This window comes from Rhodococcus koreensis (assembly GCF_017068375.1).
Lineage (GTDB): Bacteria > Actinomycetota > Actinomycetes > Mycobacteriales > Mycobacteriaceae > Rhodococcus_F > Rhodococcus_F koreensis.
Genome location: NZ_CP070609.1, coordinates 4,334,120 through 4,357,212, shown reverse-complemented (window position 1 = coordinate 4,357,212; position 23,093 = coordinate 4,334,120). Strand labels below are relative to the sequence as shown.

Here is a 23,093-nt window from a genome sequence, read left to right as displayed (position 1 = left end):
AACCACCCGAGTCTATAGGTGCAGGTCAGCTATGAGGGTGAAGGACTCGGGTGCGCCCGGGAATCGGTGCCGCAGGAGTCGCCCGATCTACTGGAGTTCGAGCTCCCTGCCCTGCGTTTCGGCGGCGAGGGATTCGGCGGCGAGCATGTCGGCCTCGAGTTCGAGCTCGGCGGCGACGCGGTCGGGCGCCATCAGCAGGGCGGTGATCGGGATGGTGACCACCAGCATGCCCAGCACGAAGACGGGGAACAGGATCGAGAACACCTCGAGGCCGTCCGGACGCGCCACGGCCTGGTCGACGGCAGCGCTCAGCCCGAACACGCCGGTGTAGTGCATGGCCACCAGTCCGGCGGCCACGACCACCGACGCCACCAGCCGCAGCGTGCGCGACTCGAGGGCCGAGATGGACCACATGATTCCGGCGCCGACGCCGAGGCCGATCACCGCCGACGCCGAGGTCAGCAGGACGTCGGAGTTCACCGAACCCTGGATCTCGAGGGATGCGACGATCGCGAGGTCCATTCCGGTGAACCCGATGCCGAGGAGCACCGCACCACCTGCGAGGCGGCCGATCTCCACCGTTGCACTCGGCAGCCGGTGCTTCGTCGGCGGCGGGCTGATGATCAGCAACGCGACCGCGGCGGCCGCGACGGGCACGACGAACGAGATCACGATCCACAGGACGTCGTAGCGCACCACGCTGCCGTAGACCTCGAACCCGACCATCGCGATGTAGTGCGGCAGCCACGCGCCGATACCGCCGATGGACAGTGCGCCCCAGGCCAGCCACAGGTACCGCTGCCTCGGGTTCGGCGCGGTCACCGCCTTGCGGGCGCTGGCGATACCGACGAAGACGCCGATGAACGACGTGACCGCGGCGAGGCCGATGATCCACGTGCCCATGGAGAAGTGCTGCAACTCGTCCGACATGTTTCGAATCCTCAGTACGCGGCCGTGTGGAGCTTGGTCAGTGCGTATTCGGTGATCGCGACCAGGGCGCGTTTCGCCGATTCCCGGTCACGCGCGTCGATCGGGATGATCGGCACGTCCTCGGAGATCGCGAGGGCCGCCCGAATGTCCTCGATCGGATAACGGGGGGCGTCGTCGAACTCGTTGATCGCGACGAGGAACGGCAGCTGCCGGGCCTCGAAGAAGTCGACCGCCGCGAAACTCTCGTCCAGCCGGCGGGTGTCGATCAGGACGATCGCGCCGATCGCACCGCGGATCAGGTCGTCCCACATGAACCAGAACCGGTGCTGACCGGGCGTGCCGAACAGGTACAGCACCAGGTCGTCGGCCAGGCTGATGCGACCGAAGTCCATGGCGACGGTGGTCGTGCCCTTCTGCGGTGTCGCAGCCAGGTTGTCGACGCCGTCGCTGGCGTTGGTCACGAGCGCCTCGGTGCGCAGCGGGACGATCTCGGAGACCGCCCCCACCAGCGTGGTCTTGCCGACGCCGAACCCGCCGGCGATCACGATCTTGGTCGAGGTCACCCGATTGCGGGGATCAGATTTCGCGAAGTCCACTGAGGACCCTTTCGATGAGTTCACGACGTTCGGAGTCGGTCGAGTCTTCCTTCAGGGTGGCCAGGATCTGAAGATGACCGGCCTCGACCAGGTCGGCGACGAGGACGCGTGCCACTCCGAGGGGCACACCCACCCGGGCGGCGATCTCGGCGACCGAAGGCGACTGCTGGCACAACGCGACGATGGCCGCGTTGACGTCGTCGAGTTCCCACTGCCGGTCCACCGACTGCGGCAGTGCCTGAATCAACGCTTCGAGCGCGAGCTCGACCGCGGGCCGGGTCCGGCCCGACGTCAGCGAGTACGGGCGCACGATGTTCGGGCCCCGCTGCTCCGAGTGGTGGTCGTTCATGGGCATGGGCTGGTCAGAGGCCCTGCGGGGTGCGGGCCGTGGCCTGCACCGATGCGCCGACGCGGTCGACCAGGATCGCCATCTCGTAGCCGACCTGCCCGATGTCGCACTCGGCGTCCGTGAGCGTCGCGAGGTGCGAGCCGTCGCCGACGCTCATGAGCAGCAGGTACCCGTGCTGCATCTCGACCACCGACTGCAGCACGCCGCCGCCCTCGAAGAGCCGGGACACGCCGGCCGACAGGCTTGCGAGCCCCGACGTGACCGCGGCCAGCTGCTCGGCCCGGTCGATCGGGAGGTGGGCGCTGGCCGCCATCAGGAGACCGTCCGCGGACACCAGCACGGCGTGCGAGACACCGGGGACGTCACTGGCGAAGTTCGACACCAACCAGTCGAGAGGTCGCGTGACGTCGGATCCATGAGCGGTGTTCATCGGTCTCCTTCAATGCTGTTACGTTCCGCGAGCCTCGTGGCCCTGCCGTTTCGGACGCCCTGCTGGTGACGACTGAGATTGGCGCGAATCGTCTCGGGGTCGCGCACCCGGCGCAGGGTCCCCGTATTGTGCGCGCCTTCGACCGTGCCGGGAACCAGCCGGTCACCGGGGCGCCGCTTCGGCAGTCCGATCTCCGGGTCGACCTCGACGGGGGTCTCGCTGATCCGTTCCGCGGCGGACCATCCGGCGTCGCCGGCGGAGTGCCAGACGCCGGGTGCGCCCTCGGCGCCGGTCGGATCGGTCAGCCAGTCGGACACCATGTCGGAGAAAATCGGGGTGCCGCCGCCGGGCCGCGGGGTCGCCGCGGCCGGGGGCGGATCGATCCGCGACTGGAAGAACGACGCGGTCTTCGCCGAGTTGGTGCGGTAGCGGTGCCGGACCGGTGCCTGGTCGTCGCCGTTCGACAACAGGGGCGCCGGTTGTTCCGCGGTCCGCGCCTCGATGCGGTTCTCGCTGCGGGGTGCGTGCGGTGCGTGCTGCGGCTGCGATTCCGCCGGCGCCGTCTCCGGCCGCGATGCCGGGGTCGCCGCCTGCGGCCGCCGCACGGGCAGCTTCGGCATCGCTCCGGATCCGCGGACGTTGACGGTGTCCTGGGACTGCGCGGCCGGGGCAGCGGCCGACGATCCCGCGCCGGCCGCGATGCCGCTGGCACCGGGCTGCCGTCGGGGCAGGCTGGTGCCCGACGCCGTCGTCACCGCACCCGCGGGAGCCGGGCTCGGCGCCGGCGGAGGCGTCGACGGGGTGCGGGTCGGCAATCCGTTGCGGGTCGCCGGCAACTGCGGGGTGTCCTTGCGCGGCGCCGGGGCCGCGGGCGCCGGGATGGCGGTCCGAACCGGTGCCGCGGGAATCTTCCGCTGCGATCCCGTGTCCTGCCGCGCCGCCTGCGACACGATCAGCGCGTTCGGGATGTGGATGCTCACGGTCACACCCGGGTTGCGGGCGGTGTCGAACGTCGACCGCAGGCGCACGGTCAGACCGTGACGCTTCGCGAGCCGGCTCACGACGAACAGGCCCATGTGGCGGGCGGTCTCGGGACCGACCTCGCCACCCGACGCCAGGCGTTCGTTGACGGCGCGCATGTCGTCGGCGGGGATACCGATGCCGCGGTCCGCGATCTCGAGCAGCACTCCACCGTCGACGGCGCGAGCGAAGCTGAACGTCACCGCCGTGTCCGGCGGCGAGGCGCGCAGCGCGTTGTCGACGAGTTCGGCGAGCAGGTGCACGACGTCGGTGACGACGGTGCCGCTGAGCGCACCTTCGGGGGTCGCACCCATCTGGACCCGCTGGTAGTCCTCGACCTCGGAGATCGCGGCGCGCAGCACGTCACCGAGCGGGATCGGCGCCGCCTGGGACCGACGCACGCGGGTGCCGGCCAGAATCAGCAGGTTCTCGCCGTTCCGGCGCATACGCGCGGCCAGGTGGTCCAGCCGGAACAGGCTCTCGAGGCGCTTCGGGTCCTTCTCCTCGAACTCGAGATTCTCGATCAGGCCGAGCTGCTGGTCGACGAGCGACTTGCTTCGGCGGGCGAGCGTTTCGAACATGTCGTTGATCTGCAGACGCAGTTGCGCCTGCTCACCGGCGAGCTTGAGTGCCTGCCCGTGGATGTCGTCCACGGCGCGGGCGAGCTGCCCGATCTCCTCGGAGGAGTGCACGGCCACCGGTTCGAACGACAGCCCCCTCGGATCGTCGCTGGCCTTGATCTGCTCGATCGCGTCCGGCAGGTCGCGGCGGGCGGCCTTCAGCGCGCCGTACCGCAGTCGGCGGATCGGGCCGATCAGCGACCGCGACACGAGGAGCGCGAGAACGAGCGCGGCGAGCAGCGTTCCGAGGACGATCGCCGTGTCACGCAGCGCGGCGGACCGGGTCTCGGCGGCGCGGATCTGCACGGTGGACGCGATGTCCTTCGCCACTTCGCTGGTCAGGTCCTGGTAGATGTCGCGGCTGGCGATGAGCGAGGAACGCAGCTGCAGGATGGGCAGCACCCCGCCGCGTGCCGCGTCGGCCAGACCCCGGTCGATGAGGGCGTTGCGGTCGTTGATGTTGTTCCGCAGCGTCTGGAGGCGCTCGTCGCCCTTCGGGTAGTACCGGTCGAGGACGTCGAGGAGGCTCGATTCGGCGCCGGCGGCCGCGACGACGGCCGAGGTGGGAATGTTGCCCGTGCGGGCCTTCTCCCGTCCTTCGGGACTGGCGTACACGTCCTTCACGATCACGAGACCCATGGCCTGTTCGAACAGGCGACGCTGCGCCTGCCAGGCGTTGGTCAGCTGGTAGCCCTTGTCGACGACCTCGCTGTCCTCGATGGGGCGGACGATGTCGTCGACTTCCCGGATGAAGTCCGCGGCGAACGCGCGCTGGCGTTCCGCGAGCAGATCGGTGGCGACACCCGGGGAGTCCATCAGATTGAGGAGGGCCCGGCCGTCCGAGACGGTCTGGTTGATGGAACTCGCGACGGCGGGATCCAGTTCGGGGTTCCGGGCCTGTTCGGACACGTCGTTCATCAGGGATTCCGCGACCGCACGGTCTTCCTTGGTGAGGGTGCCCGAGGCGTAACCACTGGTCACGGTACCCATCGAGGCCTCGAGGGCCACGATGTCCGGGACGACGACGATCTGGTCGGCGGCCTCGGTGAAGTGGACGGCGTTGCTCAGCTCGCCCTGCACGCGGAGCCCGCCGAGCACCATGGCGACGGTGACGGGAACTGCGAGTACCGCAGTGACCTTCCACCGCAGGCCCCAGCCCTCGATATCCCAGAACTTTGCCCGGGGCGGCGAATCGTCGCTCATCCCACGCTTCCTTTCCAACCACTCATAGCTTGTCGCTCTGTGCTCGTGACCCCGCCCGCGAGAGGGCAGCCGTACCGGATCGGACGACACGCGTCGACAGAGGAAAGTGATCGATCAGTTGCGCTGTGCGCAGCGCTGCCCGACGCACCGATTTCCGAATGTAACGAGTTCATCACATCCCCATGGGGAACGTTCTTACCACAGAAATTCCCCGATCCTTACTTCCAAGTAACATCCGCACCACTGATCCCAGACGTTGCCGCCGCGGGGTCGATCAGCCGACCAGGCTACACAGAATCGCCGTTCACAGTCGAGGACGGAATTCTGCGTCATCCGTTCCCGCAACCGGCCCAGACGGGTGCAGCCACCGGGGTCTTCCGACCACCGGTGGCTGCACGCGATCCGTATTCTGTTGTGCCGGATACCTAGACGTCGAGGAAGCGGACGTCCTTGGCGTTACGGGTGATGAAGCTTCGCCGGGCCTCGACGTCCTCGCCCATGAGGACGCTGAACAACTCGTCGGCTGCGGCCGCGTCGTCGAGCGTCACGAGACGCAGGACACGCACGGTCGGATCCATCGTGGTCTCCCACAGTTCCTTGGCGTTCATCTCGCCGAGACCTTTGTAGCGCTGGATGCCGTCGTCCTTGTTGATCTTCTTGCCCGACTCGAGGCCGGCCTTGACGAGGGCGTCGCGCTCGCGGTCGGAGTAGGCGAACTCCGGGTCGGCGCGCTGCCACTTGAGCTTGTACAGCGGGGGCTGCGCCAGGTACACGTGGCCGTGTTCGACGAGCGGCCGCATGAAGCGGAACAGCAGCGTGAGCAGCAGCGTTGCGATGTGCTGGCCGTCGACGTCGGCGTCGGCCATCAGCACGATCTTGTGGTACCGCAGCTTCGCGATGTCGAACTCGTCGTGGATGCCGGTGCCGAACGCGGTGATGATCGACTGGACTTCGGTGTTCTTCAGCACCCGGTCGATGCGTGCCTTCTCGACGTTGATGATCTTGCCTCGCAGCGGCAGGATCGCCTGGTACATCGAGTCACGGCCGGACTTCGCGGAGCCGCCTGCGGAGTCGCCCTCCACGATGTAGATCTCGGACTTGCTCGGGTCGTTGGACCGGCAGTCGGCGAGCTTGCCCGGCAGGCCGCCGAGGTCGGTGGCGCTCTTGCGCCGAACCAGTTCGCGGGCCTTGCGGGCGGCGACGCGGGCCTGCGCCGACGACACCGCCTTGTTCACGATGGTCTTCGCGTCGGCCGGGTTCGCCTCGAACCAGTGCGACAGGTGCTCGTTGCTCGCCTTCTGCACGAACGACCGGACCTCGGTGTTGCCGAGCTTCGTCTTCGTCTGACCCTCGAACTGCGGTTCACCTACCTTGACGGAGATGATCGCCGCTAGGCCCTCACGGATGTCGTCACCGGTGAGTTTCGGGTCCTTCTCCTTGAGGAGTTTCTTGTCGAGCGCGTACTTGTTGACCGTCGCCGTCAGAGCGGACCGGAAACCCTCTTCGTGGGTGCCGCCCTCGTGGGTGTTGATGGTGTTCGCGAACGTGTGGACCGACTCCGAGTAGCCGGAGTTCCACTGCATCGCGATCTCGAGTTCGTGGCCGGTGCCCTTCGCGGTGAACCCGACGACGGAGTTGTGGATCGGCTGCTTCGTGCGGTTGATGTGCCGCACGTAGTCCTCGAGGCCGCCCGGGTAGTGGTAGACGCGGGTCTTGACCTTGTGGACGGCCGGCGCATCGGCTTCGGCGTGCTCGTCCTCGGCGGACTTCGGGGCGTCCGCGACCTGGCTGACGACCTCTTCCGTGACCTCGGCGTCGCTCACGCGCTCGTCGGTCAGGGTGATCGTCAGGCCCTTGTTGAGGAAGGCCATCTCCTGGAGGCGGCGCGCGACCGTCTCGAAGCTGTAGACCGTGGTCTCGAAGATGTTCGGGTCGGCCCAGAACGTGACCGTGGTGCCCGTCTCCTTGGTGGCCTCGCCCTTGACGAGTTCACCCGGCTTCGAGTCGGTGTAGGTCTGGTTCCAGCGGAAGCCGTCGCGCTTGATGTCGACGTCGAGCCGGGTGGACAGCGCGTTGACGACGGAGATACCGACACCGTGCAGACCGCCGGACACGGCATACGAGTCGGAGTCGAACTTGCCGCCGGCGTGCAGCTGGGTGAGGACGACCTCGACGGTGGGGACACCGGAGGCGTGCATCCCGACGGGGATGCCTCGGCCGTCGTCGACGACCTGGACGCCACCATCTTCGAGAAGGGTGATCTCGACCTTGCTGGCGTAGCCGGCCATGGCCTCGTCGACGGAGTTGTCGACGACTTCCCAGATCAGGTGGTGGAGACCGCGTTCACCGGTGGAACCGATGTACATACCCGGTCGCTTACGGACGGCTTCGAGTCCCTCGAGGACGGTGATGGAAGAAGCGCCGTAGTCCTTGCTGGAGGTGCTTTTGTCTGACTTCTGGGCAGCCACGGGTGGGTAGCTCTCCTTCTCCGTCCAATGCCCGACGCAGGCGCCCACCGCCCTGGTCGGGCACGCGGGAGACGAGAATCGGGAATCTTGCCGCTAGTTACCTCGGCCATCTTACTGGTACGTCTGGCCCAGGAGCGGGCTATGACACCCCTGAGCGCCCCGTAGACGAATTTTCAGGGCGCCTCGGGAGTGAAAACCTAGGCTGACGCACTCTCGGACGGCCCGTCCGGGGCATTTCCCCATTGCCGGTCCTCGACGTCCAGCACGAACTCCGCGGCGAGTTGCGCAATGTCCTCGGCGTGGGAGATGGGCGACCAGTGACCGGCGTCGACCCCTCGACGGCGCAGATCGGGTGCCCATTTCTCGGTGTCCTCGTACCCGACGGGCCGTACCGCCTTGTCGTTCTCGTTCAGGATCAGCTGGACGGGGACGTCGGTGTACCGCTCACGCGGCCGCAGCAGGCTGGTCCGGATGTTCGCCCGGTACAGCTTGAGACCGTTGACCATGTCGTCCGCCAGCGTCGGCGCCGGACGCACCAGGGCCGGGTCGAGGCGGTCGAAGAACTTCAGGAACGCCGGCCAGTGCCGGGAGAACCCCAGCCGCAGCGGCAGCGTCGCCAGGCCCGGGATCTGGAACAGGACGGTGTAGCCGGACGCGACGGCCTGCGCGAGCGGCCCGCCGAACCGGCGGTCGGAGATGCGGCGGCGCATCCACTTCCCGAGGTGGTCGAGGTTCGGCCCGGAGACGGACGTGAACGACGCGATCCGCGTACGGGCGCCCGGTTCGCAGACCGCCTCCCACGCCTCCACCGACCCCCAGTCGTGCGCGAGCACGTGCACCGGCCTGCCCGGGCTGACGGCGTCGATCACCGCGAACAGGTCGCCCGCCAGGGCGGGCAGCCGGTAGTCCTCGACCCGGGTGGGCACGGTGCTCTCGCCGGCGCCGCGGCTGTCGTAGCTGACCACCCGGAACCGTTCCTTCAGGAACGGCACCACCCGGCTCCACAGTTCGTGGGTGTCGGGCCAGCCGTGAACGAGCACCATCGTCTCGCCGGCGGGGTTGCCTTCCTCGAACACGGCGAGGTCGACGGAACCGTTGGTGATCCGCCGGGCGGTACCGGACGTGGATGGAGTCATGGGTGTCCTCTGGTTCGGGTTCGGGTTCGGGAATCGGTGGATTACAGGTCGAGGACGAGGCGGCCGCCGTCGGCGCGGGACACGCAGATCAGCATCTCGTTCTCCTGCTCGGCGTCGGTGAGCCGCGTCTCGCGGTGGTCCGGGGTGCCGGACAGCACCTTGACCCTGCAGGTGCCGCAGAATCCCTGCTGGCACGAATACCCCACTCCGGGCATCGTCTTCTTGATCACCGTGAGCGCGGATTCGTCGGCGGGCACGGTGAGCACCTCACCCGTGCTGACGAGCTGCACTTCGAATTCGGTGCCGCCCCGGACCGGCGGCGCCCCGAATCGCTCGAAATGCAACGCGGTGGCGGGGCTTCCGGGAAAGGCGCGGCGCACCGACTCGAGCATCGGCGTCGGCCCGCAGCAGTAGACGGCGCCGCCGGGCGCGGCACGCTCGAGCAATTCCTCTGCGATTGGCAGTCCGAATTCGTCGTCGGGGCGGATGAAAATCCGTGACGGATCGAATGTTTCGATCTCGTCGAGGAACGGCATCGACTCGCGGGACCGGCCGGAATACACGAACTGCCAGTCCATCCCGAGATCGCGCGCGGCGCGCACCATCGCCAGGATCGGCGTGATGCCGATGCCGCCGGCGACGAAGAGCGCGCTCCCCTCGCCCACGAACGGAAATCCGTTGCGGGGTCCGCGAACCGTCACCGACGCCCCCGGCTCGAGGGCATGCATCTCGAGGGATCCGCCACCTCCGTCGGGGATCCGGCGGACGGCGATGCTGTAGCCCGTGCGGTCGGACGGATCCCCGCACAGCGAGTACTGGCGTCGCAGCCCGGACGGCAGGTGGAAGTCGAGGTGCGAACCCGGCTGCCACGCAGGAAGTTCGGCGCCGTCCTCGGCCTCGAACCGCAACTGCACGACGTTGTCGTCCAACGCGACGACGTCCCGTTGGGAGACAACCATTTTCATCGCCACATCGGGGTTGTGACCGGCGACGCCGGGGTCGTACTCGTACGCGGTGAGAACACGAAGGTACTTGGCGGCCACGGCCTCGGTGATCCGCATGGCGCGGTCGGGACGCGAGCGGCCCTTGATGTCTGGCGGCGCGTCGTACCGGGGCAGGCCCTGCCCGGTGAACACCTCCCGCACCTGGGACAGCTTCATCGCTCGGCCGCCTGAGCCGCCGGCGAGGACGCCAGGTACTTCACGGCCTGCGCCGTCGAACCCTCGTTGCTCGGGTGGTACGACCGCGTGAAGTACGTCGACATCCGCTTGCCGAGTTCGCGGGCCGTCGGGAGGGTGCCGCGCTTGCCCGCCGCGAAGAAATCGGTCAGGTGCGGCTTACGCCGGTGCGCCGACCACTGCGCGAGCTCCGGATCGTTCCGCATGAGGAATCGGGTGCCGCGTACCCACAGCCATACGATGACCGGAGTCACGATCAGCTGGGTGCGGATCCGCCGCGACTCCCGCTTGTCGAAGTACCGCATGACGTCGTACGCCACCGACCGGTGCTCGACCTCCTCGGCGCCGTGCCAGCGCAGCAGGTCGAGCATCGTCGGATGCATCCCCACCCGATCGAGGCCCTCGGCGCCCAGGACCCAGTCGCCGAGGAACGCGGTGATGTGCTCGATGGCGGCGATGACCGCCAGCCGCTCGATCAGGTAGTTCTTCTCGCGCAGACCGGTCAGCGGTCGCGGTCCGAGGATCTTGGAGAAGGTCCATTCCATCTGCTCGGTGAAGGGTGTCGGATCGAGCCCCTTCTCCTTCAGGTGCACCAGCACGCCGGTGTGCGCGTTGGCATGCATCGCTTCCTGGCCGATGAACCCGACGACGTCGTCGCGGAGCTGCTCGTCCTCGATCAGCGGCAGGGCCTCTTTGAACGTCTCGACGAACCACTCCTCGCCCGCGGGCAGGAGGAGGTGCAGGACATTGAGGACGTGCGTGCTGAACGGGTCGCCCGGGATCCAGTGCATCGGGAGGTTCGACCAGTCGAACTCCACGTTTCTGGCCTGCAACAGGATGTGGTCCGGTTCGGGGATCGCGTTCCGGGGCGCAGTCGGGGCGGACATCTCATTACTCCTTCGTGCCGGCGGCTGCGCCACGACGAAGGCTTGTGGCACAGTTCACTCGATGACTTGGAGTAACTGTAACACCGGGTAATAGACAAAACTAGGGACCGAACGCCCGCTCCGGCCTATCCGTAGGTGTCGCGGGGGCCGCGCCCCCGGATGTGCCGTTCCCCTTTTCGCCAGCTCGGCGCGGTCGGACCGGTGATCCGCAGCGACTTCACGACGCCGTCGCCGACGGCCGCGGCGATCTTCGCGAGAATCTGCGACTGCATCATCCGAAGCTGGGTCGCCCAGGCCGTCGACTCCGCGGAGACGCTGAGAATCCCGTCCCGCAGCCCGGTCGGCTCGGCGTGCGCGGCGATGTCCTCACCGACCACCTGCACCCACCGACCGAGGACCGTTCCCTCGGACACCTTGGGAGACCAGCCGCGTTGTTTCGCGAGCGCGCTGGTCAGCGCACCGAACGGCTGGGGATCGCGGTCGTCGGGCCCCGGACCGGACCAGCCTCGCCTGCGCCGGGCGCGCAACGCCCGCACACCGGTCCCGGACCGGCGGCCCTGCCCGACGGATTTTCCGCTCGCCTTCGCCGCGGCCCGCGCCTCCTCGAGGGCACGCCGGGCGAGATCGATTCCCTTCACCTCCGGTTCGGGGGTCGCCGCGGGCACGGTGGGTTCGGCATCATCCGTCACGGCGGTCCTCCGTCTCTTCCAGGATGTGTGAGATTCTTCCTCGATCGGTGTCGCGGGCCTCGACGCCGTACCGGACTGCGTCGAGTTCTTCCGGTACATCTTCCGGTACGGCGGCCGTGATCAACACCTGTTCGGCGTCCAATGCGACCTTGGCGAGGGCGCGGCGACGCTTGCGGTCGAGTTCGGCGAACACGTCGTCGAGCATGAGGACCGGATCGCTGCCTTCCGACCGCAGCAGGGCGAATCCCGCGAGCCGCAGCGACAGCGCGAACGACCACGACTCGCCGTGACTCGCGAATCCCTTCGCCGGGGTGTCGCCGAGTTGCAGTTCCAGATCGTCACGATGCGGTCCGACGAGGCACACACCCCGCTCGATCTCCTTCGAGCGCATCACGGACAACTCCTGGAGAAACCGCTCCTCGAGGAACGCGATGTCGCCGGACTCGGGCGCTCGCGCCGGTTCGGTGAACTCCGGCGGCAGCGAGGACCCCAGACTCGAGCGGTAGCGGATGCTCGCGGGCCTCGACTCGGGTGCCAGCGACTGGTACGACTCGGCCAGGTGCGGCGCGAGGTCGTGGACGAGATGCAGCCGCCCGGCGAGCAGCTGGGCGCCGTGCGCAGCGAGGTGTCCGTCCCAGACCTCCAGTGTGGCAAGGGCACTCGCACCGTCCTCGCCCGGCTGACCGCTGCCCCGCGAAGACCGCCGCAACGCGCCGCCCGCGGTCTTGAGCAACGCCGACCGCTGGCGCAGCACCCGTTCGTAATCGGCGCGCACCGCCGCCATCCTGGGGATCCGGGACGTGAGGAGTTCGTCGAGGTACCGGCGTCGCTCCCCCGGATCTCCGCGGACCAGCGACAGATCCTCCGGCGCGAACAGCACCGTCTGCAGAATCCCGAGAATCTCCCGCGGCCGCCGGGTTGGCGACTGGTTGATCCGCGCGCGGTTCGACTTGCCCTCGTTCAACTCGAGATCGACGGTCAGTTCCCGGCCAGTGTTGACGACGGTGGCCCCCGCGAATGCCTGAGCGGTACCCGTCCTGATCAGCGGTGCGTCGGAGCTGACCCGATGCGACGAGAGCGTCGACAGGTAGCCGAGCGCCTCGAGCACATTCGTCTTGCCGTGCCCGTTGGGTCCGACGAAGACGGTGCAGCCCGGACGCAGGTTCAGACCGAGGGCGTCCCAGGAACGGAAATCTCTGAGCGAGAGTGCGCGAACGAACACCTACGTTCCAGAACCGGCTTCTGCCTCGCCTGCCGCCTTCTTCACGGCGTGACCACCGAACTGGTTGCGCAGCGCGGAGACGGCCTTCATCGCGGGGGAATCGTCCTGACGGGACGCGAACCGCGCGAACAGCGCGGCCGAGATCACCGGCGCGGGCACGGCGTGGTCGATCGCCTCCAGCACGGTCCAGCGGCCCTCACCGGAATCGTCTGTGTAACCGGAGATCTCGGCGAAATCGGGATCCTCACCCAGTGCCTTGACGAGCAGTTCCAGCAGCCACGACCGGACGACGGTGCCGTTGGTCCACGCGCGCAGCACACCGTGGACGTCGGTGACGAGGTCTTCGGCCTCGAGCAGTTCGTAGCCCTCGGCGTACGCCTGCATCAGCCCGTACTCGATGCCGTTGTGGATCATCTTCGCGTAGTGGCCGGCGCCGATCGGGCCTGCGTGAACGAACCCGTCCGCACGCTCACCCTCCGGGCGCAGTGCGTCGAAGATCGGCAGCGCCCGCTCGACGTCCGCGGCCGACCCGCCGACCATCAGCCCGTAGCCGTTCTCGAGTCCCCAGACCCCGCCGGACACACCGCAGTCGAGGTAGCCGATGCCGTGGGATCCGAGCAGCTCACCGTGAATCTTGTCGTCGGTGTATCTCGAGTTGCCGCCGTCGATCACCAGGTCGCCACTCTCGAGCACCGACGCCAGCCCGGTCACCGTGTCCTGGGTGATCTTTCCTGCCGGAACCATCACCCACACGACGCGCGGAGACTCGAGTCGCTGGGCGAGTTCCGCCAGTGACGCCACATCCGTGACCTCGGGGCGGGGGTCGTAGCCGACCACCTCGTGCCCGTGCGCGCGCAACCGCTCGCGCATGTTGAATCCCATTTTTCCGAGCCCGACCAACCCGATCTGCATCGTGATCTCCGTCCACTCGTGAGATTTCTTACGGCAGTACTGGTTTCGCTTCCGCGAATCGTCAGCCCGGCAGACGCACCGGCATCAGCAGGTACGTGTACGCGCTCTCCGGTGCCGCGAAATTGCCGGAATCGTCGGGCTCGATCTCTTCCTCGGTGGCCGGACGCAGCACCGCGGGGCGGCTGGGGGTCGTGAAGCCGAACAGCACCTGCTCGCTGTGCAGCGAGGACAACCCGTCGATCAGGTAGCCGGGGTTGAAGGCAATGGTGAGCGGCTCGCCCTGGAACACCGCGTTCAAGCCTTCCTCGGCCCGACCGGCGTCGTCGCCGCCGGCGGAGAGCAGCAGCCCCTCGGTGGAGAACTGCAGGCGGACCTGCGCACCACGCTCGGCGACGAGCGCCACACGCTTGATGGCCTCGACGAGCGGAGCGATCTCCACGGTGGCCAGTGCAGTGTGCTCGGACGGCAGCAGCTGCCGGAACTTCGGGAACTCGGCGTCCAGCAGTCGGGTGGTGGTGCGACGGCCTTCGTTGACGATGCCGAGGAGGCCGTCGTTTCCGACCGCGGAGCCCGAGCCGAGAGCCAGCTCGACCGGTGAAGTGGCATCTCCCGCAAGCGTTTTCGCCGACTCGGAGAGGGTCTTGGCCGGGATGAGGACGGCCGCGGCGGTGTCGGGGTTCGCCGGCGACCACTCGAGTTCACGAACCGCGAGACGGAACCGGTCGGTGGCCGCGAGCACGATCGCGTTGCGTTCGATCTCGACCCGGATGCCGGTGAGCATCGGCAGGGTGTCGTCCTTGCCCGCCGCGACAGCCACCTGACTGATCGCCTCGGAGAACAGGTCCGCGGGAATCGAGCCGGTCTGCTGCGGCAACTGCGGAAGCTGGGGGTAGTCCTCGACCGGCATGGTGGGCAGGGAGAACTTGGCGCTACCGCAGGTGATCAGCACACGAGTGCCCTCGAGCGTCACGTCGACGGGCTTGTTGGGAAGCGACTTCGTGATGTCGGCGAGAAGCTTGCCCGAGACCAGGACCTGACCGGCGCTACCGACCTCGGCCCCGACCCTGACCTGGGCCGACACCTCGTAGTCGAATCCGGAAACCGTCAACCCTTGCTCGGTCGCGTCCAGGAGAACTCCGCCGAGGACGGGCACGGGAGGCCGCGACGGCAGACTGCGAGCGACCCATGCCACTGAATCAGCGAATTCTTCCCGGGAGACACGAAACTTCAGGCTTCCAAGCTCCATCGCCGGGTTGTTCCTCTCGGTAGGCACGGTTGTTCGCCACGGTCGGGCCGTGACCACAGCACTGCAGTCTTTCACAGAGCGGCGATGCATAACCGTATGCCCTCGAGGACGAACTTGAAAGCGGAACGCCTCCGTCCTCGAGTCTCCGACGGAGGCCTGTGAACGGACGCGATCCCCAACCCTGTTTTCAAAGAGTTTTTTATAAGAATTAATGAGAAGTACTATTAGGTCCTGTGGAATCTGTGGACGAACAGCTGTAGACGCTGGTCCCTCCGCGTACTTGTATGGGGAATTCTCGAGGACAAACTCGAGGACCGATCCGGCACCCGTGTGGACTACTCGAGGTTGTTCAAAGTTCTGCACGTTCTGTCCACAGAGATTCCACCTCATCCCCACATTTATCCACAGGTGTGCATGCTTTATCCCAGGTCCCGGCGTCGGCGTGTTGCCCCGGTGTGTCGCGCCGGCGGGGGTTTGCGCGAGCCTCGAGTAGACCCTCGAGCGGTGCCTCGAGGACCCGCTCGAGCCCACCCTCGAGGACCCGCTCGAGGAGCCCCTCGAGTTGCTTGCGGCGGCGGAGTCGGACCATCACGCCCGCAAAACGACCTGTGCCCCCGGTAGGCGAGCTACCAGGGGCACAGGAGAGGCAGAGGCGGGTGACTACCTCTTGGAACGCTGCTTGATCCGGGCGGTGAGCTCCTGGACCTGGTCGTAGACCTTCCGCCGCTCCGTCATCTCCTTGCGAATCTTCTTGTCCGCGTACATGACGGTGGTGTGGTCGCGGCCGAACGTCTGCCCGATCTTCGGAAGGGACAGATCGGTCAGCTCCCGGCACAGGTACATGGAGATCTGGCGGGCGGACGCCAGCGGACGCGCCTTGCCGGGCCCGCACAGGTCGTCGATCGACATGTTGAAGTACTCCGCGGTGACCGCCATGATCGTCGCCGCATTGATCTCGAGACTCGACGAGTCCGGCATCAGGTCACGCAGCACCACCTCGGCGAGCGTGAGGTCCAGAGGTTGCCTGTTCAGGGACGCGAACGCCGTCACCCGGATGAGGGCACCCTCGAGTTCCCGGATGTTGCGTTCGATCCGGGAGGCGATCAACTCGAGGACGTCGTCGGGCACCTCGAGCCGGTCCATTCGGGCCTTCTTGCTGAGGATGGCGATACGGGTTTCGAGTTCGGGGGGCTGAACGTCGGTGATCAGGCCCCATTCGAAGCGGGTGCGCAGGCGTTCCTCGAGTGTCGCCAGCTGCTTCGGCGGCCGGTCGGAGGAGACGACGATCTGCTTGTTCGCGTTGTGCAGGGTGTTGAAGGTGTGGAAGAACTCCTCCTGGATACCTTCCTTGCCCTCGATGAACTGGATGTCGTCCACCAGCAGCACGTCGGTCTCGCGGTAGCGGCGTTTGAACGCCACCTTGCGGTCGTCGCGGAGGCTGTTGATGAAGTCGTTGGTGAATTCCTCGGTGGAGACGTATTTGACGCGCATCCCCGGGAACAGCCGCTGGGCGTAGTGGCCGGCGGCGTGCAACAGGTGCGTCTTGCCGAGGCCGGACGCTCCCCAGATGAACAACGGGTTGTACGCGCGCGCCGGTGCCTCGGCGATGGCGACCGCCGCGGCGTGGGCGAACCGGTTGGACGAGCCGATCACGAACGTGTCGAACGTGTACTTCGCGTTGAGGCTGTTCCCACCCGTCGCCGCAGGTGCCGGGCCCGCGGGCGGCTTCGTGAAATACGACGGCCAGGATTCGTGGACGCTGGCGAGGGCCTCGGTGTCGTCGTCCACCTCCTCGAAGTCCGTGGTGTCCGAGTAGGGCTGGTCTTCTCCGGAGCCGAAGCGGCGCCTGCGGAACGTGCCGGAACTGGTGACGGAAGGCTCGAGATGGCGAGGGGTGTGGACCGGTTCCGGGTCCGGCCTGCGCTCCCGGCTCGGGGCCTCGGATTCGGGTTCGTCGTCGACCGGGGCGGCGATGCGCACACCGAGACCCTCGACCTGCTCACCGAGATGCCGGCCGAGCGCGTGGAGGATCGGCTCACGCAGATCCCGTTCGATCGCTTCCTGCGCGAAGGGCGACGGAACGGACAGGAGCGCGAAGCCCTGTGCGAGTGTCAGCGGTTTGACGAGCGCCAACCACGCCTTCTGTCCCCTCGTCAACGGCGGCAGATCGCCGCCGGGCGAATCGGATGTGAGGTCGGCGACGACGTCGATCCAGATCCGTGCGAGCGCATTCGGATCGTCGTTCACGTGGTTCCTCCCCAGTGTGTTCGCGGACTCGGCGGGTGCGGTGCCGAGTCCAGTGTCGGTGCCGTCGTCGAGGCGGAAATGGGAGCTTCCCCGACCTGAGGATGGACCCCGTACGGACCTACGAATATGCCATCTGAACTGTGTTTCCACACAATTATCCACAGATGTGGACAAACCGCAGACGCCTGCTGTCGCGGCGTCGTGTGACGGTGAGGAGTCCAGATTGAGCGCGCTGACCTGCGCATATGCATGCGAAACCTGGATGAGCGGGTGTGGGGACCCGAGAAGTGAAGGGTGTCAGGAACCCTCGTGATGATCCGAAGCGGGACACCATCTGTGCCCTGTGGATGAATTGTGGTGAATGTGCAGATGAGAACGCTGAAGTCGAGAGCTGGGCACTCGATCAGGGTTCATCGGCGAGACCATGCATAGACGCTAGCAACAGTGTCGGCAACCTCACAGCGGTTTGGCACATTGGAAGTTGGGGTGCAAGCATTTGTCGATCCTCGGCGTGTCGGTCAGCCGATTCGCGGGGGAATCGCAGGTGAGCGAGTTTGACCTGACCGGGAGTGGTAAGTACTCTCGAACAGTCACCCTGTGGTGAGGTGGCGGTTTCGTGCTGGCTTGAGTCCAGTTTCGAAGTCGTTTCATCCCCACCCTGTGGATGAACACCTGAGTTTTCGCCAATGTTAGATCCATGACGCCGGGAGGCGTCGATGAACTTCGAGGAGTGTTGACCGTGGCCAAGGGCAAGCGGACGTTCCAGCCGAACAACCGACGCCGCGCGCGCGTTCACGGCTTCCGTCTTCGTATGCGGACCCGTGCGGGTCGTGCAATCGTTTCGGCGCGTCGCCGTAAGGGCCGCGAATCCCTCACCGCCTGATCCCGACACTGGGTTCGGGAGCTCGGGGTGTTGCCTGAGCCGCACCGATTGCGTCGTCATTCAGATTTTTCGTTGACTGTGCGACGTGGTCGTCGGATGGGAAGACGCGACCTGGTTGTGCATGCTTTCGACCGTGTGCAGGCAGATGAGCTGGTGAGTAGCGGCGGTCCGCGATTCGGACTGGTTGTGAGTAAGGCTGTCGGGCCGGCGGTGATTCGACATCGAGTCGCACGCCGGCTTCGTCATATCTGCATCGACCTCGTGGACGTGGTTCCACGGGGAACCGATGTGGTGATTCGCGCTCTTCCGGGAGCTGCGACTGCAAGTAGCCGGGACCTGGAGAAGCAACTTCGTGCAGGTCTCCTTCGATTGGACCTTCTTGCGCCCGTGAGTAACTCCACATGAAACGCGCACTCCACGAGTCGCGCACCGACACGGCCGAGGGCAGCTCCTCGGCCTCTTCCGCGTGGAAGTCGGTCCGTGCGTTACCGGCGCGCACTCTCATTTTCTTCATCGAGCTCTACCGGACGTATGTGTCGCCCTTGAGGTTGCCGACCTGCCGGTTCATGCCGACCTGTAGCGAGTACGCGGTGGAATCCCTGCGTACCCACGGGGCGATCAAAGGCCTTCTTTTGACGGTGGTTCGGTTGGCGAAGTGTGCCCCCTGGCACCCTGGAGGGTGGGACCCGGTCCCTGCCCGTCACGACCGTCATGCGGGTAGCCGTCGTTGCTGTCCGGCGAACGTGGACGAACAGAGGAGTACATAGAGCCGTGCTCGACTTCATTTACTATCCGGTGTCCGGGATCCTGTGGGTCTGGCACAAGGTTTTCGGTGCCATTCCCTTCCTGGGTCCGGACAGCGGCATCACGTGGGCGCTCTCCGTGGTGTTCCTCGTGTTCACGCTGCGTGCCGTGCTGTACAAGCCGTTCGTCAAGCAGGTCCGCACGACGCGCCAGATGCAGGAACTTCAGCCGCAGATCAAGGCTCTGCAGAAGAAGTATTCGGGTGACCGCCAGCGTCAGGCCACCGAGATGCAGAAGCTCCAGAAGGAGCACGGGTTCAACCCGATCATGGGCTGCCTCCCGGTTCTCGCGCAGGCGCCGGTCTTCATCGGCCTGTTTCACGTGCTTCGCTCGTTCAACCGCACCGGCACCGGTATCGGTCAGCTCGGCATGTCGGTCGAGGCCAACGCGAACACACCGAACTACTTCTTCAGCGTCGAGGACGTGCAGTCCTTCCTGAGTGCCCGCCTGTTCGGTGCCCCCATCTCGGCCTGGATCACCATGCCGAAGGCTCAGCTCGACGCGTTCGCCGCATACGGTCCCATCCCCACGGTGCTGAACATCGCCGTCGTCGCGGTTCCGCTGATGATCATCGCCAGCATCGCAACGCACTTCAACTCGCGTGCCTCCGTCGGGCGCCAGAGCCCCGAGGCGGCCGCGAACCCGCAGTCGGCGATCATGAACAAGCTCGCGCTGTGGGTCTTCCCGCTCGGTGTGCTCGTCGGTGGCCCGTTCCTCCCCATCGCGATCCTCCTGTACTGGGTGAGTAACAACATTTGGACGTACGGGCAGCAGCACATCGTCTTCCGCAAAATCGACGAGGAAGAGGAAGAGAAGAAGCAGGCTGCCATCGCACGCCGGGCGGACAACGCTCCGAAGCCCGGCGCACGGCCCGATCTCACCAAGAAAAAGAAGAAGGCCGCGACCGAAACGGACGGTTCCGACGCCGACAACGAAACGGAGATCGTCGAGGGCATCGTCGAAGGCGACATCTCCGATCAGCCGAATGGTGACGGTTCGGCGTCGAAGCCGAAGCCCGGTGCCCGCCCCCAGTCCAACCGCGGAAAGTCCCCCAAGCGCAAGCGGCGCTGATTCAGAAAAGAGAACGAGCATGGCTAGTGAGCCTGACATCGCAGTGGACGGAGATGAGACAGACGTGACTGCACCGACGCAGAACCCGGACACCGAGGTGGATTCCGATTCTGACGACTACCTGATCGAGGAAGGGGAAATCGCCGGCGACTACCTGGAGCAGCTGCTCGACGTACTCGACTTCGACGGCGACATCGACCTGGACGTCGAGGGTGACCGCGCTGTTGTCAGCATCGACGGTGGAGACGATCTCACCAAGTTGGTCGGGCGCAAGGGTGAGGTGCTGGACGCACTTCAGGAACTGACTCGCCTCGCCGTGCAGCAGGCGACGGGCGAACGCAGTCGACTTATGCTGGACATCGCCGGATGGCGTGCCGGCCGTCGCGCCGAACTCACCGAGCTGGGTTCCTCGGCGGCACGTCGCGTACTCGAGAGCGGTGAACGCGAGGAGCTCGCTCCGATGACGCCGTTCGAGCGCAAGATCGTTCACGACGCAGTCGCGAAGGTCGACGGCGTCTCGAGTGAGAGCGAAGGCGCCGAGCCGTCACGTCGCGTGGTCGTCATCAAGGACTGATCCACCCACGCACCAAGGCGGGGCTCCCGGATTCACTTCCGGGAGCCCCGCCTTTTTGGTCCCACCCCGTCACTTTGGGTGCGTTTCGTTTCACGTGAAACACAGACCCCTCCCCTCCCCCACCGAGGGGTCCGTGCCCGGCCTCCATCGCGCAGCAGAATTCAGACGCGGCGGAACCCGAGAACTGAACGCAGTGTGGCAGTGAAGAACGCCGACAGTGCAGCGGGCGCAGTGGGCGGCACACGACGAGGTATCGGATCTCGAGTAAGTTCCGGTGCCCGCTGATCCCGACTCGAGTCGGCCAGGAGGGGCGCCGGGATGTTGTCCGTGGAAGGTCGGGCAGAGGCTGCGTACCGGCGGATCGAAGTCACCGACGACTTTCCCGCGGGGGCGCCCCCAACCACAACCGCCAACCGAGAAGGGCAATCTTCAGTCGCCGAAGAGGGGGTCGGTATTCGGGTTCCGGTAGTGGGATAGGTCGACCAGGCGCGACACCTCAATGCAACCGTCGTGAACAACAGTCGGCGTCACTCTGACAGGCACGGATCGCGAGCCCGATCGCCAGGTGGATCTTGCCGGTGCCCCCGAAGTCGAGCGGCCCCGGTAAGTGCTCGAGTCCCGCTCGAGACGATGGGCGCCGACGATGGGAACTCCTCGAAATGAATTGCGGTCCCGGACGTCGCACCGGCGATGAGTTTCGACGCGTTCCGAAGTCCACACCTTCCAAGGGGCCGAACCGGGGCCCGTCGACTGGATGGAGTGACAGATGAGCGAGGACGAACAACAGATCCGGAATCTGATCGAAAGTTGGGCCGAGGCTGTGCACGGTGGTGATATGGCTGGGGTTCTCAGGGACCACACCGACGACATCGTGATGTTCGACGTGCCACCACCCTACGAGGGCGCTCGCGGAATCGATGAGTATCGCGAGACATGGCCGTCATTCTTCGAATGGCAGTCGAGAGGTGCCAGGTTCGAGTTGGTGTCATTGGATGTGACTGCGGGCGAGGATGTCGCATTCGCCCGCGCGCTCCTCCGGTGCGGAACGGAAGCGGAGCTCGCCGACAATCCGGAGAACCGTCTTCGGCTCACCGTCGGGTTGCGGAAGGAAGACGGTCGTTGGCTCGTCGCTCACGAGCATCATTCCTTTCCGGACACCAGTGTCTGACGGGCGATCGATGTGGGTCGGCGACAGTCATTCTTTGGGGCCTTTTCGGGCGAATTTAGGTTGTAGTTTCACCCACCCAACCACACCCGGGAGTTTCGTCACTGTGATGATTACGAAATCGGAATCGTAGGTGTGAAAGCGAAATTTCGATAGAAGGGCGCGCCCGGCTCGAGTAACGTTCGCGAGACGGTTGGCACCGATCCCACAGAGTGTGTTCCACGTGAAACACCACCCCGATGTTCCCCGTGAAACTGCTCGCGACTCGACCGGCGCGGTGAACTCTGCTCGTCGAGGTGACACGGGTCCGGCCGGGTAGGAACGAGAATCAGTGCCATCGAGGGCGCGGCGACGTGACCTTGCCGCGACACCGCGCTCGCCGCTGCGGTTCCACGTGAAACATCCCGCGGGCGACCCCGATGCGGTGTGGCGCCATCAACGGCCGAAGGCAGCGCGCCGTTGGGAGGATGCGCACCGAGTGTCATGGCTCCCGCGGCTAGACTCATCCGTCCCGTATCGAGACGTCACGTCGTGACGAGACAACCCCGCCCGCGGCGCGATACGTCGCGTCGCCGTTGGAATGCCCAACCCCTCCCCTCCCCCACCGGAAGGGGTGCGGCTCGACACTGTCCGGCGTTGCGCGTTCGAGTTGAGGGACATACTCGCGGGCGAGGGCGGATAATGGAGAGGCTGTGTTTGTTGATTTCGCGTTATTCGCGGGAGGATGTTTCACGTGGAACCGAATGCTGGAGAGCCGGCCGAATGGGACGAACAAGCGGCGGCACGCCAGGTGTTCGGTGAACGATTCGATATTGCGGAGCGCTATTACAAATCGTTGGCGACCGACGGTGTCGAGCGGGGGTTGATCGGACCGCGAGAGGTTCCGCGACTCTGGGAACGTCACCTCCTCAACTGTGCCGTCGTCGGCGAGCTGATCGCTGAGGGCGAGTCGGTCGTCGACGTGGGAAGCGGTGCCGGTTTGCCCGGTATCCCCCTCGCGATCGCCCGGCCCGATCTCCGGATCACGTTGGTCGAGCCGTTGCTGCGACGGTCGGTGTACCTCGCGGAGTTCGTGGAGTCGAACGGTCTGGACGTGCTCGTCGTCCGGGGTCGCGCCGAGGAGTCCGGGGTGGTGAAGGAAGCCGGTGGCGCGGATGTCGTCACTTCCCGCGCGGTGGCCCCGTTGGAGAAGTTGGCCAAGTGGTCGCTGCCGCTGATTCATGAGCATGGGAGAATGCTCGCATTGAAAGGTTCGAGCGCCGCCGAAGAGATTTCCCGTGATCGCGCTTCCTTGACTCGGTTGGGTGCTGGCAAGCTGGATATCGTGGAATGCGGAGTGGGCCTGCTTCCTGTCCCCACCGTTGTCGTTCGGGCAGAACGTTTACCGAAACGCCGTCAGCGTCGATGACGATGAGCACACTGGACCAGGGAGTGAGTATGTCGAGTAACGAGCGATTCCCAAT

At 66.1% G+C, this 23,093-nt stretch carries 20 protein-coding genes and 1 pseudogene; 7 read left to right on the top strand and 14 right to left on the bottom strand.

Annotated features, from left to right (window positions below; translation table 11 throughout):
- Positions 1–87: 87 nt before the first annotated feature.
- From JWS14_RS19870 to dnaA, 14 genes and pseudogenes are all read right to left on the bottom strand, one after another.
- Positions 88–930, bottom strand: coding sequence for an MHYT domain-containing protein (locus JWS14_RS19870; protein WP_095865465.1), 843 nt, complete (start codon positions 928–930; stop codon positions 88–90).
- Positions 931–941: 11 nt separating this feature from the next.
- On the bottom strand, positions 942–1,493 hold the full coding sequence (locus JWS14_RS19865) for a GTP-binding protein (RefSeq protein ID WP_005249094.1): 552 nt from the start codon (positions 1,491–1,493) through the stop codon (positions 942–944).
- A 13-nt stretch (positions 1,494–1,506) separates the two neighbouring features.
- Positions 1,507–1,881, bottom strand: a complete 375-nt coding sequence (locus JWS14_RS19860; RefSeq protein WP_072942764.1) for a DUF742 domain-containing protein — start codon at positions 1,879–1,881, stop codon at positions 1,507–1,509.
- Between the two features lie 7 nt (positions 1,882–1,888).
- Positions 1,889–2,305: a roadblock/LC7 domain-containing protein gene (locus tag JWS14_RS19855; RefSeq protein ID WP_005249096.1), complete on the bottom strand. Its 417-nt coding sequence runs from the start codon at positions 2,303–2,305 to the stop codon at positions 1,889–1,891.
- Positions 2,302–5,148, bottom strand: coding sequence for a sensor histidine kinase (locus JWS14_RS19850; RefSeq protein ID WP_206014156.1), 2,847 nt, complete (start codon positions 5,146–5,148; stop codon positions 2,302–2,304). Before JWS14_RS19850 ends, JWS14_RS19855 begins: the two co-directional genes overlap by 4 nt.
- Positions 5,149–5,573: 425 nt before the next feature.
- Entirely contained in the window at positions 5,574–7,616 is a 2,043-nt protein-coding gene (gene gyrB, locus JWS14_RS19845; protein ID WP_072942754.1) for a DNA topoisomerase (ATP-hydrolyzing) subunit B, read from the bottom strand.
- Between the two features lie 197 nt (positions 7,617–7,813).
- Positions 7,814–8,752 carry an alpha/beta fold hydrolase gene (locus JWS14_RS19840; protein WP_206014155.1) on the bottom strand — a complete coding sequence of 313 codons (939 nt, stop codon included), beginning with the start codon at positions 8,750–8,752 and terminating at the stop codon, positions 7,814–7,816.
- A gap of 41 nt (positions 8,753–8,793) precedes the next feature.
- The gene (locus JWS14_RS19835) at positions 8,794–9,912 is read right to left on the bottom strand and encodes a PDR/VanB family oxidoreductase (protein ID WP_206014154.1); all 1,119 of its coding nucleotides are present in this window, start codon (positions 9,910–9,912) and stop codon (positions 8,794–8,796) included.
- Positions 9,909–10,817: a metal-dependent hydrolase gene (locus JWS14_RS19830; RefSeq protein ID WP_072942749.1), complete on the bottom strand. Its 909-nt coding sequence runs from the start codon at positions 10,815–10,817 to the stop codon at positions 9,909–9,911. Before JWS14_RS19830 ends, JWS14_RS19835 begins: the two co-directional genes overlap by 4 nt.
- Positions 10,818–10,942: 125 nt before the next feature.
- On the bottom strand, positions 10,943–11,506 hold the full coding sequence (locus JWS14_RS19825) for a DUF721 family protein (protein ID WP_072942747.1): 564 nt from the start codon (positions 11,504–11,506) through the stop codon (positions 10,943–10,945).
- Positions 11,496–12,728, bottom strand: a complete 1,233-nt coding sequence (gene recF, locus JWS14_RS19820; RefSeq protein ID WP_095865460.1) for a DNA replication/repair protein RecF — start codon at positions 12,726–12,728, stop codon at positions 11,496–11,498. The genes JWS14_RS19825 and recF overlap by 11 nt, the downstream gene beginning before the upstream one ends.
- Positions 12,729–13,661: pseudogene (gnd, locus tag JWS14_RS19815) on the bottom strand (phosphogluconate dehydrogenase (NAD(+)-dependent, decarboxylating)); the annotation flags it as partial.
- Positions 13,662–13,701: 40 nt separating this feature from the next.
- Entirely contained in the window at positions 13,702–14,886 is a 1,185-nt protein-coding gene (dnaN, locus tag JWS14_RS19810; protein WP_072942744.1) for a DNA polymerase III subunit beta, read from the bottom strand.
- Between the two features lie 660 nt (positions 14,887–15,546).
- Complete coding sequence (gene dnaA, locus JWS14_RS19805; RefSeq protein WP_072942742.1) at positions 15,547–17,133, bottom strand: chromosomal replication initiator protein DnaA; 1,587 nt, start codon at positions 17,131–17,133, stop codon at positions 15,547–15,549.
- A gap of 739 nt (positions 17,134–17,872) precedes the next feature.
- On the opposite strand from dnaA, the gene rpmH reads away from it, so the two are divergent.
- From rpmH to rsmG, 7 genes are all read left to right on the top strand, one after another.
- A complete protein-coding gene (gene rpmH / locus JWS14_RS19800; protein WP_005263481.1) occupies positions 17,873–18,016 on the top strand; it encodes a 50S ribosomal protein L34 in 144 nt (47 codons plus the stop codon).
- 27 nt (positions 18,017–18,043) lie between these two features.
- Positions 18,044–18,421, top strand: coding sequence for a ribonuclease P protein component (gene rnpA / locus JWS14_RS19795; RefSeq protein ID WP_072942740.1), 378 nt, complete (start codon positions 18,044–18,046; stop codon positions 18,419–18,421).
- Entirely contained in the window at positions 18,418–18,783 is a 366-nt protein-coding gene (gene yidD / locus JWS14_RS19790; protein ID WP_072942738.1) for a membrane protein insertion efficiency factor YidD, read from the top strand. The genes rnpA and yidD overlap by 4 nt, the downstream gene beginning before the upstream one ends.
- Positions 18,784–18,787: 4 nt before the next feature.
- Positions 18,788–19,891: a membrane protein insertase YidC gene (yidC, locus tag JWS14_RS19785; protein WP_206014153.1), complete on the top strand. Its 1,104-nt coding sequence runs from the start codon at positions 18,788–18,790 to the stop codon at positions 19,889–19,891.
- 19 nt (positions 19,892–19,910) lie between these two features.
- Positions 19,911–20,465 carry a Jag family protein gene (locus JWS14_RS19780; RefSeq protein WP_037234922.1) on the top strand — a complete coding sequence of 185 codons (555 nt, stop codon included), beginning with the start codon at positions 19,911–19,913 and terminating at the stop codon, positions 20,463–20,465.
- 766 nt (positions 20,466–21,231) lie between these two features.
- Positions 21,232–21,633 (top strand): YybH family protein, encoded by a 402-nt coding sequence (locus tag JWS14_RS19775; protein ID WP_206014152.1) that lies wholly within the window; start codon positions 21,232–21,234, stop codon positions 21,631–21,633.
- 721 nt (positions 21,634–22,354) lie between these two features.
- On the top strand, positions 22,355–23,038 hold the full coding sequence (gene rsmG, locus JWS14_RS19770) for a 16S rRNA (guanine(527)-N(7))-methyltransferase RsmG (protein WP_012690670.1): 684 nt from the start codon (positions 22,355–22,357) through the stop codon (positions 23,036–23,038).
- Positions 23,039–23,093 lie beyond the last annotated feature (55 nt).